The organism is Pseudomonas sp. KH_046_1, from assembly GCF_057839025.1.
Genome location: NZ_CM174481.1, coordinates 3,548,537 through 3,566,614, shown reverse-complemented (window position 1 = coordinate 3,566,614; position 18,078 = coordinate 3,548,537). Strand labels below are relative to the sequence as shown.

Sequence of the window (18,078 nt, the reverse complement as noted above, 5' to 3'; positions counted from 1 at the left end):
GGCATACGCTCTGGCCCGATCAGCAGAGCGATTGCGGTCCCATGGTAGATTGCTCGATAGCGACGTCATGGGCATTGCGGGACAAACTCTTCGCATATTGGGACGTCAGGCTGTTTCTGCGCGCTGCGCCACACCGCCGGCGGCATGCCGAACTGGTTGATGAACCAGCGGGTAAAGGAGCTCGCCATGGTGAAGCCGAACATGTCGGCAATGTGGCTCAGCGAGTGGTTCGGGTTTTCCAGATAACGCAGTACCAGGGCGCGGCGCACATCGTTGATCAGGTCGCTGAAGGCACAGCCGTGATCCTTGAGGCGACGTTGCAGAGTGCGCACGTTCATGCCCTGGGACTGGGCGATCTGCTCGATGGTGGCGCGGCCCATGGGCAACAGCAGGTAGATGGCCTTGCGCACTTCGAACAGCGTCGAGGTGCTCTCGGGGCTTTGCAGCGAGTCAAGGTAGCTCTGGGCATGACGGGCCATGGTCGGGTCGGCATTGAGGTTGATCATATCGAGGCTGGCGGCAGGGCAAACGATGCCATTGAACTCGCTGCCGAACTCCAGGTTGCAGCCGAACACGCGCCGATGCAGGTACAGGTTGTCCGGCGGCTGGTGCATGAAGTTGACGCTGTAAGGGCGCCAGTGCGAGCCGAGCAGGGCCGAGCACAGACTGAACGTCACGCCAATGGCCAGTTCCGTGGCCTGGCGACTGGGCATCGGCGACTCGGTGACCATCTCTTCACGAATGATCACCATCTTGCCGCACTCTTCAACGAAGATGGCCAGCGAATCGTTCATCAGATGACGGTAGCGCACCATCACCTGCAACGCTTCGCGCAGGGTGCGTTGATGACTGAGCAGCAGGCTGACCACACCGAAGTCCGAAAACTGGCGCGACTCGGCCATGCTCAGGCCGAAGGTCTGGCAACCGCTGGCGGTGGCCGAATCTTCCAGCAGACGCACGGCGGCATCGATGGGGATGCGGGATTCGGGGTCTTGCAGCTGAGCCTTGTTCAGGCCTGCGACTGCCAAGACGTCGTGCGGGTTGAATCCCATGTCCTGGGTAACTTCCAGGTATTTGGTCAAAACGGCGGCGCGAACAAGCGTAGGCATGCGTAGGACTTCCCTCGGCCGATGGTGACGTTTCATTTCCATTGAAGATGTGTTGCGCGATCAGGCGCTGTTCTGATGGCGTTTGCGCTGCTCCCGGGGCGATCCCGGTGGAGGACTGCAAGTAGCGCGATCAGATCCAGGATCGTATTTTTTGCATCACCATCGAATTGGTTGCTGGACCCGAATTCACCAACCGCTGGAGCCATCAAGGACCCAGGATCCTGGGCGGTCTACGTGTATCCGGTAGGTGTTGTGGCCCCCATCAATGGAGCAGGGGCCACTGACCCATAGTAGGCTGCACGAGAGCAGTGCAAGGAGCATTGTGGGACATAATATTCGCGTTTTGGGACGCTGGCGGCGGGATGGCGGGGGCAGAAACGTGGGGTGTGCGAGGTTCAGGCAAAGTGGCTGGCCAGCAGGCTTGAGTCGCCCATGAACCTGTTTTTTTATTCAGGCGATAGGGGCCCGGATGCCGTCTTGCTCGCTCGGTAGGAGACGGCCCAAGCCGAGGGTGTCTTGCCAAAACGCGTGCGGAACCAGCGTGAAAAGTCACCGGCAGAGGAAAAGCCGAGGAGTTCGGCGACCTCATACAGTCGGCGCTTGCTGTTGGCCAGATACTCTTCGGCGAGTTCGGCGCGTACAGCATTGATGATCGTCGTGACACTCTCTCCCTCGGCCGCCAGGTGTCGGTTAAGGGTGCGTCGGTGCATGCCAAGATGCTGGGCCACGCCATCGACAGAGCACAGTCCGCTTGGCAGCAGCATCTTGACGATCTGGCGTACCCGCTGCGCCGGTTCGTCGCGCAGGTTGGCCAACTGCATGTCCAGCGATCGCTTCACCTCGCGATGCAACGCGGGGTCGGCCGTGGGAATAGGCATGTCCAGGTCGCGCCTGCGGCAAACGATGGCATTGAATTCCTGGGAAAACTCGATAGTTGATCCCAGCACGCGCTGGTGCACTTCCAGACTGGAAGGTTGGTCGTGAGTGAAACTGACCCTTACCGGCCGGAAGGTATGGCCGCTCAGAACGCTCAACGTCCGAAGCATTATGCCGGTTGCCTGTTCAATCGCCTGGCGCCAGACGCCATGATGGCCCTGCATGTTCACACCCACATGCAGCAGGGTCAGGTCGCCTGCATCCTCGAGCCACAATTGCACACCGGCGTTATGCAAGCGCGTATAGCGAAAGCACGATTGCAAGGCTGCGCGAAGCGTTGGCTCTTCGCGGATGAGCAGCGCGAGCATGCCAAAGTTGGAAAGCTGCCGGGTTTCCGCGAGCAGCAGTCCGAAGGCCTCATGGCCGGACAGGCGGGCTGACTCCTCCAGCAGCCAGCCTACCGAATCGCTGCTGATCATGATGTTCGGATCGTCGAGGACACTGGCCGGTAGCCTGGTCATGCGCAGCATGCGAAATGGATCTAGCCCCACTGAACGGGCAACCTGCTCAAAGTCGGTAAGGCTGGCGCTTCGCGTCAAGGTATACATGCTTGGCCTCGTGTCCCAGTTTCACCAGATTGTGTCCCGGGAAGCTTAGTGCAGGACAGCCGTTCGGGGCTACCTTCACGTCGACAATGACAACAAAGGTGGAGGTAGATAATGGACACGCGCACCGCTACAGGTATCGGTCAGTCGCTCGCGGCAAGGGCGCAGGTGGACGCCGACGACCCCGATGCATTCAACCACTGCTTTGCCGAACTCAACGGCATTCGCATGCATTACATCGACGAGGGGCAAGGTCCTCTCGTCATCCTGCTGCACGGTTTCCCTTACCTTTGGTACATGTGGCGGCACCAGATCGCCGTGTTGGCCGAGGCCGGCTATCGAATCGTGGTCCCCGATCAACGGGGTTTTGGCCAAACCGATCGACCCGATGCCATTGAAGCCTATGACATGAGTCAGGCAGTCGGCGACATGGTGGGCTTGATGGCGACGCTGGGCGAAACTTCCGCGGTGATCATCGGGCACGACCTGGGCGCCTGGGTGGCCCAGGCGGCGGTCATGCTGCGGCCGGATCTGTTCCGTGGCCTGGTGATGCTCAATACGCCGGTGCCACCGCGGGGCAAGGTCAAGCCGACGGTAGGTTTGCAGGCAATGGCAAAGGGCAGGGTGTATCACCACCTGTATTTCCAGCAGCTCGACAAGCCGGACCGCGAGTTGGCCTGCGATCCGCGCAAGACCTTGCGCAGTGTCTTCTACTCGATCTCCGGCAGCGCTGTCGGGGCTGAACGCTGGCGCCTGTTCGTCGAGCCTGGTGAGCCCATTCTCAACGCGTTCACTGAGCCGAAGGGCGAGTTCCCGTCATGGCTGAGCGCGCGGGCACTTGACTACTACGTCGCGCAATACACGCGAACAGGGTTTACCGGTGCCTTGAACTACTACCGCTGTCGCGACCGGAACTGGGAGATCACCGCGTTTCTCGACGGTGCACTGGTTCGCCAGCCGAGTATGTTCATTGGCGGTGCCGCCGACCCTTCGCTGGAGCCGGTCGAAATCCGCGCGCTCTACGAACAGCTCGACACTTATCTACCCGGGCTACAGAAGAAGGTATTGCTACCCGGCGTGGGCCATAGCGCCGCGGAAGAAAGCGTCGATCAAGTCAATGAATTGCTCCTGACGTTTCTCGAGCAGTTCTAACGATGGGGGGCGAGCGCCCTGGTGTGCTCGCGCCGATTCGCGCTTTCGCGACAATGACTGTTTCTCAGTTGAATGCCGTCAGGTCTTTCGGCGCGATGTCATGCTGCTCGCAATAAGCCAGATAGCGTTGCAACCCGGTCTTCCAGTTTTCCAGCGCGACGATGTTGTCGTTGCCGTCCAGGAACGCGAGATCGCCATTAACCTGAACCAACGTGAGCACATATCCGTCTGTGCCTCCCGTGCTGACGACTTCAGGCGTGTGAGTCGATCCGGCAGTCTCATACACGATACTGCCGGGGCCGGCGATCCAGTCATGCTCCTTGTATTTCCACTGACCTTCGATCGTGTAGACCATCACCGTACCCGTGTGGTGGTGCTTGGGCAGTTGCATGTCGATCGGCGACTTCATCATGACGATCCATTCACCGCGGATCGGGTCAAGCTTGAAGTACTTCAGCAGGACGTTTTGTGCATAGGGCGTAAAGGGTATCCACGGCAGCGATTCGCCATCGATGACTGCGGTGTCGACGTGTTCATAGAGCATGTCATTTCTCCAATGATGCGGTTCAGATCGACTTTTCGTCGGCAGCCAAGGCCGCCCGACAATTTCTGCTGGTCGGGTGCCCCGGTTTCTCTGGGGAGACTGTTCGAATCAGGTAAGCGGGGTACCCGCGAGGGTCGCGCGCAGCATCTTTCTGGGTGCATTGCCGTAGTCAGCCACCGCGTAGTGCTGCACTTGCAGGTTGTCCCACATGGCAACCGTGTTGGTGCGCCACTTCAGGCGTACCTGGTACTCCGGAATCGCCGCCTGAGAGGTCAGGTAGTTCATCAGGTGATGAGCCTCTGGCATGAAGTCCTGGCCGTAGCGGATATCCTCGAAGTTGAAGAAATTCGAAAAGTGGGTGGTGAACGCAGAGTTGACGAACAGCACCTTTTCGCCTGTTTCAGGATGAATAAGCACCACCGGGTGTTCAGCGGCGGGGGTCTTCTGGGCCATTGCGTGACGTTCTTCTCGGGGCAACTGGGCACCAAAGGAGTGCTCGGCACTGTGCTTTGCGAACAGACCTTCGATCCGTTGCTTGATGGTATCGGGCAGGTTTTCGTAAGCCATCACCATGTTGGAGAACAGGGTGTCGCCGCCGGATTCAGGACCCTGTTCGCAGCGCAATATCGCGCCGCGAGGCGGAGCCGGCTTGAAGGTGACATCGGTGTGCCAGAGGTTTTCGCGACTGGCCTTTTCGACAAAGGTCTTGGGCTTGCTCGGGTCAAGGTTGCGGTACAGCATCAGCAGCTTGTCCGCCTCCGGATGGCTCGGTGCCAGGGGATGACCTTCCAGTTCGCCGAATTGCGCGGCGAAGTGCTGTTGTTCCAGGGGCGTAATGTCCTGGTCTCGAAAGAACAGCACTTTGTGCTTCAACCACAGCGCCCTGATTTGCGCGATCAGTTCGGGATCCTGGGCAGCGTCGGCCAGGTTGACGTTACTGAGTTCGGCACCGATGGCGGGGGAGCAAATCTGCACCTTGATCGAATGCTGGCGCACTGACGACCGGATAATGGCGGGTGCCGAGGGGGTGAGGGGTGAAGGAGCGTCTTGGGTTGCGGCGACTTTTGTCATTGTTGTCTCCAATCCGTGCTGTACGGCGGTGCGCAATATGTGCATCCGGTATAGGTAACTGCCTCCTGCTGATTGGGCAGGGGTGGCGGTCCTATAGTAGGTATCCCGGGCGCGATGCCATGGGCGTAGCAGGACAGTTTCTTCGCATATTGGGACGACGAGCCGGGTTCATGACTGGAAGCGATGACGGCCACATCAAGTCGTCGGTTTGCTTTCTGGTTCCTTCGAACATTGCCGTTTTGTCATGGCGATAGCCTGTCGTTCGCGAAGCGATGTGCAGATTGAAGGGGGTGTGGCGGTGATAGTCGAGAACCTGCGAAGAGAGAGTGAGGGGATGTCTTTGTTGAATCTGGTCGACAGGTCAAAGGGTTATTAGTTCACGAGTGTGACCATCACTTGTCTGTATTTTTCAACGGAATCATTAAGTTAGTCAGTGGTCACAGTTACGGCTGAACGTTGTCCGGATGAAGATTTCCAGCAGCCATAACCATTCAATACCCCCGATGTTTTGGACGTTCCTATGAATCGCGCAGTCATCACGATCCTGGCCATTTTCAGTTTCTTGTTGTTGGGAGGCTGTGGCCCTCACTGGGATGATGGAGAAAGGTACGGCCGATATCACGACCATGATCATCGACGTGGTTACGACCAAAGGGATGACGATGATCGAGGTTATGGCCGCCACTATGATCGTCGTGGCTATGATTCTCGTGACTATGATCGCGATCACCGTCGCTACCGTGATCGCGACGACAACGACGACTGATGCATTAAACGTCCTGGAAGGGTGGGGCGATTCAGCGTCGTAGCGGTGAGCGGGCGCTCTGTTTTGCGAAAAATCATCGGGCGTCTGCTTTATGGCCATAGCTGCCGGTCATCTGTGTTTATAAAATCAGGTGGTGATTCACTTTTCCCATTGGTTCAAAGCCAATACAGGACAGCAATGGACCACAACCAGCCGATGCTGAGGGTGATCGTAAGGTAGATCACCACAAGCATCAGAGGTTGATTCCACATGACACACCTCCCATAACCGCTGCTTTTACATGGGTGCCTGGTAAGTTGGGAGCTCGTATGAGCAATAACGCAATAATCAAGCCATTTGAGTGAAAGACGCTTGTCCGCAAGCCTGGGGCCTTTTGCGCTACGTTCCAGGCTACTTCCTGCAGACGAAAGCTGACCCTGAATCTCCCCCCCGAAAACGGGATTTCCCGCATGTGGAGGAACATTCGTGCGAATGCCACAGCATCCGCGCTGCTCCTGGATCGGCGGGCACTTCATCGAGCCAAACGAGCAGAACACACAGCAGTCACCGGGATTTGGGCGTAGCAGAGTCCTGCAATTGTCACATTCGTAGAAAAACTGACAGGCATTTGTGGGCATGGCCTCCTGCTTGGCGAAGCTGCAATGCGGGCAGGTCAGCACGGATTCGAGGATGACGGGACTCATGGCTGCCTCATTTGTGCACGGTGGAGGGATAGCCTGCATTCGTCGTCGCTTTGGTCAGCGCCTCGGGATCGGCTTTATCGGGGTCATAGGTGACGATGGCCATCCTCTCGGCTAAATCGACCTTGACGGTACTCACGTCGGGCAGCTGCTCCAGCGATCTCTTGACCGTGATCGGACATACCGCACAAGTCATGTTCCGCACGTCGAACCTGATGGTTTCTAACCTGGAGTCACTCTACACTCCGTACCCAGGTACGGAATCAAGGGGCGCGTGATGGCGACAGGAATGAGTATCGGCAAGTTGGCGGAAGCTGCCGGCGTGAACATCGAGACTATTCGTTATTACCAGCGACGCGGCTTGCTGGATGAGCCGCCAAAGCCGCTCGTCGGTTATCGGTGCTATCTACCGGAGCAGGTCAAACGGCTGCGCTTTATCAAACGGGCACAGGCGCTGGGATTCACGCTGGATGAGGTGGGCGCACTGCTGACACTGGATGCGGCCTGCAGTTGTAGCGAGACTCGGGCACTGGCCGTGCGCAAACTGGCCCTGATCGAGCAAAAGATGGCCGACCTTGCAGCAATGCAGCAGGTGCTGGGTGGACTGGTGCGGCAATGCGATGCAAGCGGCGGCGGGGCCGTATGCCCTATCATCGATGCGCTCGACAGGGAGTGATGCCTGGTGGCAGGGCACCCTGCACAGGCGTCAGGCCAGCACCCCGTGCAGGGTACGCAGGGCCGAGCGTGCTCGCTTTGCCATTCACAGCTTGTAGCCAATCTGCCGCAACAGGTTCTTGCGCCACAGGATGTCTTCATCGCCTTCAATGTCTTGGGCACAGAAGCCATCCACTACGCCCAGGATTGCTCGCCCTTGTTGCGTCTCGGCGAGAATCACTTCGGTTGGATTGGCTGTTGCACAAAAAATACGGCAGACCTCTGGAACCATTTTGATGGTGTTCAACACGTTCAGCGGATAGAAACCATCACCCAGGAAAATGATGAAGCTATGGCCTGCGGCGATGGCTTTCGCATTCTTCTGTGCCAGTTCAATCATTGAGGTATCGGTGCCAGACCATCGCACCAGGCATTTGCCAGAGGCTTCACAAAAGGCCACGCCAAACTGGATACCTGGCACGGCATTCACCAGCGCTTCGTGGATGTCCTCGACGGACTTGATGAAGTGCGTCTGACCCAAAATGAAGTTCGTCACATCCGGCTTATCGATTTTCAACGTGATGAGTTGCATCTCAAACGCCTCCTTTCACGATGTTGCTATCAGAGTCTGGCAACAAAACAAGCATAGCTACTCATTTGTTATTGCTCCGTCAACTGACGGCTTCTGGCCGATTGCTGCCTGTCGTGAAGGGCTGTATCCGACCCAAAGCGAACTACCATCGATGACTGCTTTCGGTAACAGCGCCTATTCAAGTATCAATGTCTGAATAAGTACATTGGGGCCGATTCGCGAACAGCTTTTTTTCTGAACTACGGCAATATCGGTTCGCGTCAATCTGCCAGTACCGATGTATGCAGAACATCGGTGCTGGCTTCGGCGCTACTTGACCTCCTCAACCTCATAATTCACATAGCCGAACTCGTTGCTGCGAGCCGCCATGTATTTGCCGTTTTGCTCGAATACTGTGGCCTCGAAGGGTGTGCCGCCGAGTGTTGTCACTAGATGCCCGTCCTTGATTTCATAGTTGGCCGGCACGCCAAACTGGCCGTCATGCAGCATGTTCAGGTATTCCCCATGCGTAGGCGGCTTGCCATCGACGCTGGTGACCAGGCGTTGGCCTTCGGTGCCATAGACGATCTCGAACGTCTGGCCGGTGACGGTATTGCGCACCTTGATGGTTTTGCCCACCACATAGGCTTGCAACTGCTCGTTAGTGAGCGCTTTGGCTCCTTCGGTTTTCAGCTGATCGATGGTTTTGCCAGCAGCGACAAGCTTGCTGTCCTCAACTGTCGGCGTGTACCAGATCGGCGAAGTCCACGCACGTTCCTGGACGGTGGCCGAGACGTCGGCCGGCGGCGGTACTTGCAGCTTGGCCGCGTCATAGGTGCTCCAGCGCGGGGTCGGAATCTGTAGCACGCGAGCGTAGTAAAACGCGTGCCGGGCCGGATCGAAATCCGGATCGACCCAGATTTTTTTCAGCTCGGTGGCACCAATGGTATTGGTGTAAGTCGCCTTGGAAACATCGACCGTGGAGCCCACCAGTGGGATTTTGCCGGTGGCCTGGTCCAGTTGGCGATCACCGGACCAGGCGACGTCGTAGATCTTCTCGAAGGTCTGGCCGTTTTTGGTCCAGCCCTTGATGATCTGGATTCGGTCGAGGTTGCCATCGTCGACATCCTTGACCGCCCACACCACGAAGGACGGCGTCTGTTTACCCTGTTTTGCCGGCAAGTCGCCGCCCATGGGAACGCCCTTGGCGTAGGCGGCATGCACCCAGTCTTTTTCATTCCACAAACTGCTGTCGAAGCCCCAGCCACCAAACATGCGCACGGGGATGCGCACGCCGCTGGTGCCATAGACTTCTTTACGCTTCATGGCATCGAAGATCGATTCACGGGTGTTTTCTTCGGCCCAGACACCGGCCAAACCGGACGTGCTGGTTTGCAAGGCCAACAAGCCTGAGTTCTGTTTGCCGGAAAGGCGCGCCGCCGGGGTGCTGTCGGTAAAGCCGTGGGAGCCGAAGTTGTAGCTCTGCGAATAAGGAATTACTCCATTGTGCGAGTCGCTGGCGCCGACCACGCCCATTTTGTAAGGGTTGTATCCACGAGCTTGCTGCAAAGCCATGCCGTTTTGCCAAGCTTGCCTGATGTAACTGCCATTGAGTTTCGATGTGCTGTTGTCGATGCCAAGCAGGAAATTCATGATTTCATAATTGGCAAATTCGTCTGTCGGCGATAGTTCGGGGTGGGTTTCCGAGGTGCCCTTTACCTGGTGAATTTCGGTGAGGGATTCATTGCGCATCCGCGTCTCGGCCCAGGCGGCATCGATGGGGCGGCCACGGTCATCTACGTCCACCGCAAACATCAGGCCGTTGCTGAGGTTCGCATTGTGGGAGATCGCCAGCACCTCGTTGCCTTTTTTGCGTTGATCGTCCATCCAGCCCCACAAATCCTCCGGTTTGTCCGAATCGAGGGCCGTGAAGGGCAGGTCCGGCACCTTCTTCGAGTCGCGGAAAAACACATTGCGGTGCATGTTTTGATTGTTGGGGGCTGAGGTCCATTCATAGGCGACAAATGTGGTGAACTTGCCGGGCTTGTAGTACTTGTCGGCGATGGCGATGCTCTGCTGCCAGATATTGCCGGCAACCTTCGGATCAATCAGCTCCTTGATCGGGTGGCTCAAGCTGCCGGCGATCCATTTGAATACCCGGTTGAAATCTTCCGGGGTTTTGACAATCAGCTTTTGCGCGATGGGCAGCTTGCTGAAGTCTGACTTCGGATCGTTGGCCAGGGCGATCACGCCCACGTATTCCGAGTGGTCAGTCACGCCATGGAAATCCAGCGGGCGACCCTTGAGTTGCACTTCAAACCCCATTGGATGCTTGATCGGCATCCCAAGTGAGAATTGGTACGTCTGCTCGGGATCGACCTGGTGGTTGCCGATCAGGTAGGCATCAATCGACCAGGAGCTGTGCGAGTGCGTCTGGCCAAAGTAAACCTCGCGATCCGGGTTGCCCTCTGCCAATGCCAGCGTGCTGACAGTTAGCACGGCACAACCGAGCAGTGTTAGCGCGGTGAGGTGTGTAGGGTTTTTCATATTCCACGTCTCCGGAATACGGCAATGGCAGGGTGCAACTCAGGACAAGAAACTCGAGACTCTTTCGAAAAACCATAAGGCAGCCAGCGTACCCAACCCGTAAGAAGCAATCGGTCGGGCATACAGGACTGCAGGCCGTGGCAGTCGACAACGCAGCAGCAGTGCGCGCAGGCTCAACACGACGGCGACGAACATCAGTTGGCCGATCTCGACGCCGACATTGAAGGTGAACAGCGCCAGCGGAAGATCGCGCTGCGGTAAACCGATTTGCGCCAGCGCACCGGCAAAACCGAAGCCATGCAACAAGCCAAAACAGAACGCCACCACCCATGGCCACTGGAGGGTGAAACTGGTTTCGTCACGGTTCTTGCGGGCGATTTCCACTGCCAGCAACAGAATGCTCAGCGCAATCGTCGCTTCCACAGGAGGACCGGGCAGCCGCACCGCACCCAGTGTAGCGAGTGCCAGAGTGACGGAATGGGCGAGGGTGAATGCGGTGATGGTCTTCACCAGCATCCAGCCATTACCCACCAGCAGCAGGAGACCGAAGACGAACAGCAGGTGATCGAAGCCCACCAGGATGTGTTGGATACCATGAACCAGAAATGCACCGGCCACCGAAAACGTTCCCGGCGTGGCCGCGATCTCTATCCAGGGTTGCGCAGGGTGAACGAGGGTGGTCGTCAGGCTGCCGTCCAGGCGCGAGACACGCACCAGCACATCGGTGATGCTCGCTTGCAGGCCGATGAATGCAATACGTTGCCCGACCAGTCCTGCGGGGCCGGCATCAATGACCCGACGCTCGATCAGTGAATCGTTCAGTTCGCTTTCCACGGGCTCAACGACAGTACGCACACCTTCGGCAAACCGGAGCGCAATCGGCAACCGCATGCCTGAAAGCACAGGCGTGCGCCAGAGTACGTCATAGCGCCCGGAGGCCGTTTCGTTGAGTTCCAGGTAAGCGGGGCGCGACTCATGGGCCGTGGCCGTCAGCCCCACGAACCAGAGCACCAACAGCAGCCATACCGTACACCGCATCACGGCTGCTCCTTGTGTGTGGCGGCAATCGCACCGGCGGAAGCAGGTACCATCAGCACGACCTCATAGCGTGCTTTCAGTGCATCGAAATTTGCGCGTTTCGATGCGCTGCGTTGTTCGGACAACCAATCGGACTTGACCTGCTGGGCCACTGCTTCGAAGGGCGGAGGAGGTGATTTGGCCAGCGCATCAATCCACACCAGGTGCCAGCCAAAACCCGACTCCACAGGCCCCACCCAGCTACCTGGCGTGTGCTTGAACAATGAAATGGCGAACGTTGAACCAAAGACCCGCGCCACCTGATCCTGGGATTGTTCTGAGTAGGCGTTTTTAAACATGAATGCATCGCCTTCACCACTGTTCTTGTCAGACAGCCCACTGAGTGCGGACTGAGCCTGCGCTTGCCCATCCGCACCACGTTTGTCCAAGGCGAAAAACAAATGATGGAAGGTCACAAGTGGCGGCGGAGCATATTGGTCCTGATGCTGGTTGTACCAGGCCTCAAGTACACCGGGTGCCGGCTCGCGAAGTGACGCTACATCTTCGGCGAGGAAATCCATTTTTTGCGCCAGTCGGCGGCGAATAATAGTGTCGTCTTTATCCAGGCCAAGTTTCAGTGCTTCGCGATAGAGGATTTCCTCTTTCACATACTCCTCAATCAGGCCCTGCAACTGTTGCTCCGATGCGGGTCGTTGCCATCGCGCCAGCCAGGAAATCGCGATCCGCTGAATAACTTCTGGGGTGATTTCGATGCGTTGCGGATCTTGATCAAGGGTTGAGCGGTGTAAACCTCCGTACAGCACAAAGAGTGCAAAACCGGCGATTAGAAAGTGCAATAGCGGCTGGCGAATGCATCGTTTGATTAACGAAAGTCGAGATTCTTTCGTTTCGCAGACGCTTAAGTTCATGACTTATTGCCCCACGCTATGCTGCGAATAGTTTTCGCGGCCGAGTGGAGTATTGCTGCTGTACCGGAACTTTCCACCAAGACTAATCACGATAAGCACTAAGGCTTAGTAGCAATCGGATTAACCAATTCCCCAGGGCCGTCCAGTCTTGCACCTATACAGCCCGGGACGGAGCGCCCATGTGATGAAAGGACTGCTTGTTTTCGCCGCGATCATCGAGGCAGCCACTGGTGTGGCGCTCTTACTTGTCCCGTCGCTGGTCGGGCAACTTCTGCTTGGCATCGAACTGACGGGCGTCATCGTCCCCTTGGCCGGCATCACCCTCATCGCATTGGCCATCGCCTGCTGGCCCGGACCAGCAATGCTCGGGATGTTGATCTATAACGCAGCCGCTACGCTTTATCTCGCCTACGTTGGTATCTCAGGGGAGTCGAGTGGGGCTTTATTGTGGCCAGTGGTCGTATTGCACGGGATCATGACGGTACTTTTGATTCGAGCAATGACAAGCCAGACGAGGAACTCACAGACGTAGTCAACGCCTGGCAATATGCGTTTTCAGGCGCCGGCAAATCCTGCGGTTTTAAGGGGCACGGTCATCTACTCCTTGTCGGTTGCAGTACTCCTGAAGATTCGAAGCCAGGGCAACAGTGCAACGACTGCTTTTGGTCGATTTCTGCCTGATGCAAAAGGCAAAAAAGCCCGCTTAATGGCGGGCTTCGTAATCGGCTTTTCCTATAGCGCGTGATCCAGACTCTTGCGGAATTCGTCCTCCAGCTTTCGACAAACCTCTGCGATTACGCCTTTCCCGACTGCTGGGCCGGAGTAGCTGTCTACTTCCTCGCGGCATCGTTCGGCGGCATCTCGGGCCTGCATTCTTTCCTTGCCTTGCGATGTGTTGCTGACATAAAAACCAAAAGCCAGGTACAAGGTAATGGCGATAATGATTCCGGCGACGATCTTGCTGACCAGGCCAATTCTCTTTTCTGACGGCAGTGGCCACCCTGGTGGGATGCGTATTTTTTGTCTGAGGTCAGATTGGCAGTGTTTGCATAAAATGGCTTCAGTCATGATGACTTCCGCGCAATAGGGGCAACTCTTTTTTCCAGCCTCCACAGATGAAACTCCTTTTCCAAAACAAGATTCTATCATTGGGCCTGAGGGGCGAGGAGCGAGGGGCTGTTTTCCACTAAAAGATCTTCTGGGGGCGTAATGTCACACCAGCCTCAATCGCTCCCAGTAGGCCAGGCAAAACAAAATCCGATATTGAATGAGTGCTTCTGGCCGATTTCTGCCTGCCACGAAGGGCTGAAAACGACCTGAAGCGGACGGTAAGGCTTCACTTGGGAAGCGCTGAACAAATTTCCGATTCATACCTCGTCGACGTTTTCCGCTTGATGTCTACATCCTGGTGGGCGAGCACTGCCATTTCAGGTCGGTTTGAGTCCTGGTTTCGCAAGTTGGCGGTGCATCGCCCGTGTTGCAGGCGGATTGATCCCTAAGCGTCGCACTAGCGACGATAGTAGCGGCGCTCGTCCTCGTAGCGGTGCCGCATGGCCCGATCCTGGTGGCGCTCCCAATCACGACGGCGTTCTGCTTCTCGGCGGGCTTGCTCTCTGCGCCAGTTATCTCTACGCCAGTCGTCTCGGCGCCAATCGTCTCTACGATTGTGCCAACGGTCGTCATGCCAGTATCGGTCGTCATGGGCAAGCAACGGCCCTGGCTGCTTGCCGGCGGTACTGACCAAGGTCGGCCAAGGGTTGCCGGCAGCGTGGACCGGAACCTGAACTACTGCGACTTCAGTTGCGAAAACAGGGGTTGGGGGCTTCATCTGTGTTGCTGATGCCGAGCCCACTGCCGCGAACGCGAACAGGCCGAAGAGCACCATCCGTGGGTCATGGAATTTCATGAGCGAAGACAACCTCTGATTGACATTTTGACGTGTGATCATCTGGCTGCGGGAAGCAGGTGAGTTCGCGCTTACCGAGCGGATGTGCCTATTCACATAGACCGATAAATAGGGAAAAGTTCTAGGGGTCGCTGCTTAAATAACCAACAGCGTCAGTGTGCGGCCCCTTTGAGGTTTGCTATCTCGATGTCCGCTCCTGGCTGTGGATTCAAGCGGTCACAATGGACCGCAATCGACCCATTACAGGTTTTGTCGGGTGGATAACCCTCAAAGGGCGAGCATCGCGGGATGCGCTCTTCCAACCTGGCTATTGCACAGCAAGCAGGGAGTCTTCGATTTCCTGTGCGACAAGGCTTTGTATCCGCCACATATTTCGGTCCCGAATGCCATGCTCCTCGAGCATTGTCACAGTCCGGAACAGGTATTGGGCCGCCGAGCCCCAGTGCCCGGCTGCGCGAGCCAATACATGGGCAACCTTTTCCATGGGCAACTTTCCGGCATAGGCCATTCCGTAGCGTGCTGCGACAAAAGCTAATGCACGCACTATCCCGGACTCGGTTTTAACCGAAATCCAGCGCGGAACATTGGTCGGTGGGTTTGCGTCTATTTCCCGGACCATCAACAGTCCCAATTGCTTGAAATGGTCTTGCGTTGGAAGCCGGTATGCCAACCCATTGCAGCTTCCGCCCCGGTCGAGGGCCAACATCAGGGCTGGCAACTCGCGTGTGCCGCGCCAGCGCGTCAGTTTGAGGCAGAACGATCGATGCCAGCCGAAGGCGGTGGCGCTGCGGCTCTCCAAAAAATCGAACTCCGGATTCCATATCAGTGAGCCATAAGCAAAGATCCAGAGCTCCTGCGGTTTGTATTCAAACAACAGTGCCTCCACCATCGCATCAAACTCTGCTTCGGTGTGTTCGGTCGTGCCCGGTTCTGGTCCGGGATCGGGCTCAAAACGCTCAACGCGAGCGACGAGTTCTGCAGTCAGGTTTCGTCCTTTAGCGGGTGTGGTTCTCAGGGGTGCCATACCGGCCCTCCCACCATGGGTAAAAATTGAACCTCCTGATCAGAGTTTTTTCAGGAAGCCCAGTAGCAACTCATTGACCTCGGTCGCGCGTTCTCGCTGTATCCAGTGGCCAGCACCTTCGAGAATATGACACCCGTGCAGGCCCGGCAGTGTCTGCGCAAAGGCTTCGATCTGCTGCGGGGCGCCCGGAAACTTCAGCACGGCGTCGCGTCTCCCGGCAATGAACATCGACGGCTGCCGGATAATGCAACCGCGCCAGGGTGCCAGCAGTGCCCATGAGCGCGTCATGTTGCGGTACCAGTTCAAGCCGCCGCGAAATCCGCTGCGGGTGAATTCGCGGGTGTAGTAGGCAATATCCGCAAGGCTTAGCCAGGCTGGCAGGGTTTCGGGCTCGATCATCCCCCCCAGGAAGCCCTGGCCCGGCTGCAGCCGGCCAAACACCGGACCATCGGGCCCGTCACCCGAGCCATTGAAGTAGATGCGCCGGATCGACGACTCGACGTCCCTTTGCAGCTCGGCCTCGGCCACACCCGGCGTCTGGAAATACTGGATGTAGAAGTCGCTGATACCCCGCGAGGCCAGCGCGCTCAGGAGCTCCACGCGCCCCGGTGGCGAGAAGGGAACGCTCATGCCGACCACTGCGCGGAACAGATCGGGCCGCATCAATGCTGCGCTCCAGGCCACCAGCGCGCCCCAGTCATGGCCGACGATCACGGCTTGCTGTTCGCCGAGTGAATTGACTAACTCCACCATGTCGCCCACCAGGTGGAGTGTGGTGTAGGCGTCGGGTTCGGCCGGCGCTTCGGTGCCGCCATAGCCACGCATGTCGGGCGCGACCGCTCTATAGCCGGCGGCCGCCAGCGCAGCAAGCTGGTGGCGCCACGAGTACCACAGCTCCGGGAATCCGTGGCATAGCAAGACCAACGGACCTGAGCCCTGAATGGCGACCTGCATGCGGATGCCGTTGATGTCGAGTATTTCGAGGTGTGGTTCGTTCATGTGTGCTTCCTGCAATTCAAGCGATGGACCCCAGCAACCGCGGCAGATTCGCCGCAGCCTGCTGCCTGCTGACAGAGAGGCGATGCAGCTGTGCCAGTTTCTCGGTGTCGGTTTCCTGCAAGCCCCTGACCACCGCCGTCAGAAAGTACAAACGCGACTGCCTGATCCAGCGGGCCAGGCCTTCATGTTCTCCCCAGCGTAGTTGGTTACCCAGGTAGACCGCCCACATTCTGATCCAGTCCGTGGGGACGTGAGGCGGGGGGACCATGGTGCAAAGTGCGTTCATTTGCGCTTGATCGTCCAGGTGGCTTTCCACATAAGCGATCAAGGCCGCGCTGAACAAGGGTTGGCAGGTGCTTACCATCAACAGGTTAATCTTGCCGCCGTCGAACACACTCATTTCAGGCAGTGACGGGATGGCACTGGCGCTGCAGTCAATGTGCAGAGCACCCGGGCTCGTGGCGATGCTGCCGTGCTCGAGCACAATGCGCGTTGGCTCGATCACTCGCACCCGCCCCAGGCGCACAATGTTGTCGATGCGTCGAAGCTCACGTAATTCCGCCTGTGTGACGGTGGCGCAGCGGTAAGCAGTGGGTTCCACTGACTTGTCTATGCGCAGGAGCTGGCCCGTCGCCTCAAGTCTGGAGAACAGGTCCGGGATCGAGTCTGCGGTTGTGATGGCCTCAAATTGTGCCGTGAGGCCGCCGATTGTTCGTTCGAAGCTGTCGAGGCCAGGTTGCAGGTTGGCCCGGTCGATCAACCACGGGTCGTTCGGCATGATCCAGCAGATTTTTTCGGGCGCAATACCGTTTTGCAGACACCACAGGCAAGCGTCGATCCCGGTCTTGCCCGATCCCACCACTACGTAGCCAGAGTGTGGGTGCCGGATCTTCGGCAGGTCGTTCAATGGCACGCATTCCACGCCGGGTTCCACCCTGTACCTGGGCGGGTGGGTCGAGGGAACTGCCGTCTGGGCATGGGTGGCGTCCACCACCTTTTTGTGCACCCGGACCTGATGGTGTGCGCCGCTGACCAGCGAGGTAAAGCGGTGGTCGTCAATGCGGTCGCCGGTGTAGTTGCACATGGGGAAGTAACGGACTCGACCTGACGGCAGAAACTGCTGATTCATCACCTGGTCGAAGTAACTCACCACTTCGGCGCCGGAGGCTAGCTCATACAAGCCCTCGTTCAGTTGTGCCTGGTCTTTCGTTGCGCTGCCCAGTTCCCGTGAGTTGACGCCATAGAAGGCCGAGGGCTGGTGCAACCGGACAAACGGGTAGGCATCATTCCAGTGCCCGCCAGGTCGCTCGTGTCGATCCACCATCATGACGCGTGCATTGGTTTCCTTGAGTAGCGTATCGACGAAAGCCATGGCCGTCGCGCCAGCACCAATGATCAGGTAGTCGGTTTCGATCAGATTTTCGTCCATATGCTTGCGCCTTTCTGAAGGTTGCTCCTTCTCAAGTTCAGTAGATTAGCTACCTGTACCAAGCTCAATAGAACGAATGCTCCTCACTCAAATAACCGATGGAATTAATGGCTGCGGCCGCAGTGATCATTAGCGCCGGCGGGCATGCTATTGCAGTGAATTCGCGTGAGGGGCCTTCACGCATGACGATTTCCCGGTC

General features: G+C 57.5%; 19 protein-coding genes. 4 read left to right on the top strand and 15 right to left on the bottom strand.

The features are described 5' to 3' along the window. Positions 1-65: 65 nt before the first annotated feature. The gene (locus AC3IT9_RS16475; protein ID WP_489270392.1) at positions 66-1,109 is read right to left on the bottom strand and encodes an AraC family transcriptional regulator; all 1,044 of its coding nucleotides are present in this window, start codon (positions 1,107-1,109) and stop codon (positions 66-68) included. 446 nt (positions 1,110-1,555) lie between these two features. Continuing rightward, positions 1,556-2,593 (bottom strand): AraC family transcriptional regulator, encoded by a 1,038-nt coding sequence (locus AC3IT9_RS16470; RefSeq protein ID WP_489270391.1) that lies wholly within the window; start codon positions 2,591-2,593, stop codon positions 1,556-1,558. Positions 2,594-2,704: 111 nt separating this feature from the next. Here AC3IT9_RS16470 and AC3IT9_RS16465 point away from each other — a divergent pair, with 111 nt between their 5' ends. Continuing rightward, positions 2,705-3,742 (top strand): alpha/beta fold hydrolase, encoded by a 1,038-nt coding sequence (locus AC3IT9_RS16465; protein ID WP_489270390.1) that lies wholly within the window; start codon positions 2,705-2,707, stop codon positions 3,740-3,742. A gap of 64 nt (positions 3,743-3,806) precedes the next feature. Here AC3IT9_RS16465 and AC3IT9_RS16460 read toward each other — a convergent pair whose 3' ends face one another. Further along, a complete protein-coding gene (locus AC3IT9_RS16460; RefSeq protein WP_150754878.1) occupies positions 3,807-4,286 on the bottom strand; it encodes a 2,4'-dihydroxyacetophenone dioxygenase family protein in 480 nt (159 codons plus the stop codon). A 108-nt stretch (positions 4,287-4,394) separates the two neighbouring features. Further along, a complete protein-coding gene (locus AC3IT9_RS16455) occupies positions 4,395-5,267 on the bottom strand; it encodes a TauD/TfdA dioxygenase family protein (protein WP_224789167.1) in 873 nt (290 codons plus the stop codon). Positions 5,268-5,877: 610 nt separating this feature from the next. Between AC3IT9_RS16455 and AC3IT9_RS16450 the strand changes: the two genes are divergently transcribed. Then, positions 5,878-6,123: a hypothetical protein gene (locus tag AC3IT9_RS16450; RefSeq protein ID WP_150725655.1), complete on the top strand. Its 246-nt coding sequence runs from the start codon at positions 5,878-5,880 to the stop codon at positions 6,121-6,123. A gap of 155 nt (positions 6,124-6,278) precedes the next feature. Here AC3IT9_RS16450 and AC3IT9_RS16445 read toward each other — a convergent pair whose 3' ends face one another. Together AC3IT9_RS16445 and AC3IT9_RS16440 are read right to left on the bottom strand one after the other, a co-directional pair. After that, a complete protein-coding gene (locus AC3IT9_RS16445) occupies positions 6,279-6,806 on the bottom strand; it encodes a GDCCVxC domain-containing (seleno)protein (RefSeq protein WP_489270389.1) in 528 nt (175 codons plus the stop codon). A 7-nt stretch (positions 6,807-6,813) separates the two neighbouring features. Further along, positions 6,814-7,008, bottom strand: a complete 195-nt coding sequence (locus AC3IT9_RS16440) for a heavy-metal-associated domain-containing protein (protein WP_224789164.1) — start codon at positions 7,006-7,008, stop codon at positions 6,814-6,816. Positions 7,009-7,080: 72 nt separating this feature from the next. Here AC3IT9_RS16440 and merR point away from each other — a divergent pair, with 72 nt between their 5' ends. Further along, positions 7,081-7,479: a mercury resistance transcriptional regulator MerR gene (gene merR / locus AC3IT9_RS16435; protein ID WP_150754873.1), complete on the top strand. Its 399-nt coding sequence runs from the start codon at positions 7,081-7,083 to the stop codon at positions 7,477-7,479. Between the two features lie 84 nt (positions 7,480-7,563). Here merR and AC3IT9_RS16430 read toward each other — a convergent pair whose 3' ends face one another. The 4 genes from AC3IT9_RS16430 to AC3IT9_RS16415 form a co-directional block, all read right to left on the bottom strand. Continuing rightward, positions 7,564-8,049 (bottom strand): adenosine-specific kinase, encoded by a 486-nt coding sequence (locus AC3IT9_RS16430; protein WP_150725658.1) that lies wholly within the window; start codon positions 8,047-8,049, stop codon positions 7,564-7,566. 309 nt (positions 8,050-8,358) lie between these two features. After that, on the bottom strand, positions 8,359-10,575 hold the full coding sequence (locus tag AC3IT9_RS16425) for a DUF3604 domain-containing protein (RefSeq protein WP_489270388.1): 2,217 nt from the start codon (positions 10,573-10,575) through the stop codon (positions 8,359-8,361). 39 nt (positions 10,576-10,614) lie between these two features. Continuing rightward, positions 10,615-11,613, bottom strand: coding sequence for a HupE/UreJ family protein (locus AC3IT9_RS16420; RefSeq protein ID WP_489270387.1), 999 nt, complete (start codon positions 11,611-11,613; stop codon positions 10,615-10,617). Beyond that, the gene (locus tag AC3IT9_RS16415; RefSeq protein ID WP_150759612.1) at positions 11,613-12,521 is read right to left on the bottom strand and encodes a peptidyl-prolyl cis-trans isomerase; all 909 of its coding nucleotides are present in this window, start codon (positions 12,519-12,521) and stop codon (positions 11,613-11,615) included. Before AC3IT9_RS16415 ends, AC3IT9_RS16420 begins: the two co-directional genes overlap by 1 nt. Positions 12,522-12,705: 184 nt before the next feature. Here AC3IT9_RS16415 and AC3IT9_RS16410 point away from each other — a divergent pair, with 184 nt between their 5' ends. After that, positions 12,706-13,053 (top strand): hypothetical protein, encoded by a 348-nt coding sequence (locus tag AC3IT9_RS16410; protein ID WP_353740913.1) that lies wholly within the window; start codon positions 12,706-12,708, stop codon positions 13,051-13,053. A gap of 200 nt (positions 13,054-13,253) precedes the next feature. Here the strand turns inward: AC3IT9_RS16410 and AC3IT9_RS16405 are convergent, their stop codons facing one another. From AC3IT9_RS16405 to AC3IT9_RS16385, 5 genes are all read right to left on the bottom strand, one after another. Then, positions 13,254-13,589, bottom strand: coding sequence for a hypothetical protein (locus tag AC3IT9_RS16405; protein WP_223446778.1), 336 nt, complete (start codon positions 13,587-13,589; stop codon positions 13,254-13,256). Between the two features lie 439 nt (positions 13,590-14,028). Then, complete coding sequence (locus AC3IT9_RS16400) at positions 14,029-14,427, bottom strand: hypothetical protein (protein ID WP_489270386.1); 399 nt, start codon at positions 14,425-14,427, stop codon at positions 14,029-14,031. Positions 14,428-14,734: 307 nt separating this feature from the next. After that, complete coding sequence (locus AC3IT9_RS16395; RefSeq protein ID WP_489270385.1) at positions 14,735-15,451, bottom strand: gamma-glutamylcyclotransferase; 717 nt, start codon at positions 15,449-15,451, stop codon at positions 14,735-14,737. Positions 15,452-15,490: 39 nt separating this feature from the next. After that, positions 15,491-16,450, bottom strand: coding sequence for an alpha/beta fold hydrolase (locus AC3IT9_RS16390; protein ID WP_489270384.1), 960 nt, complete (start codon positions 16,448-16,450; stop codon positions 15,491-15,493). A 16-nt stretch (positions 16,451-16,466) separates the two neighbouring features. Continuing rightward, the gene (locus AC3IT9_RS16385; RefSeq protein WP_489270383.1) at positions 16,467-17,879 is read right to left on the bottom strand and encodes an NAD(P)-binding protein; all 1,413 of its coding nucleotides are present in this window, start codon (positions 17,877-17,879) and stop codon (positions 16,467-16,469) included. Between the last annotated feature and the right edge of the window lie 199 nt (positions 17,880-18,078).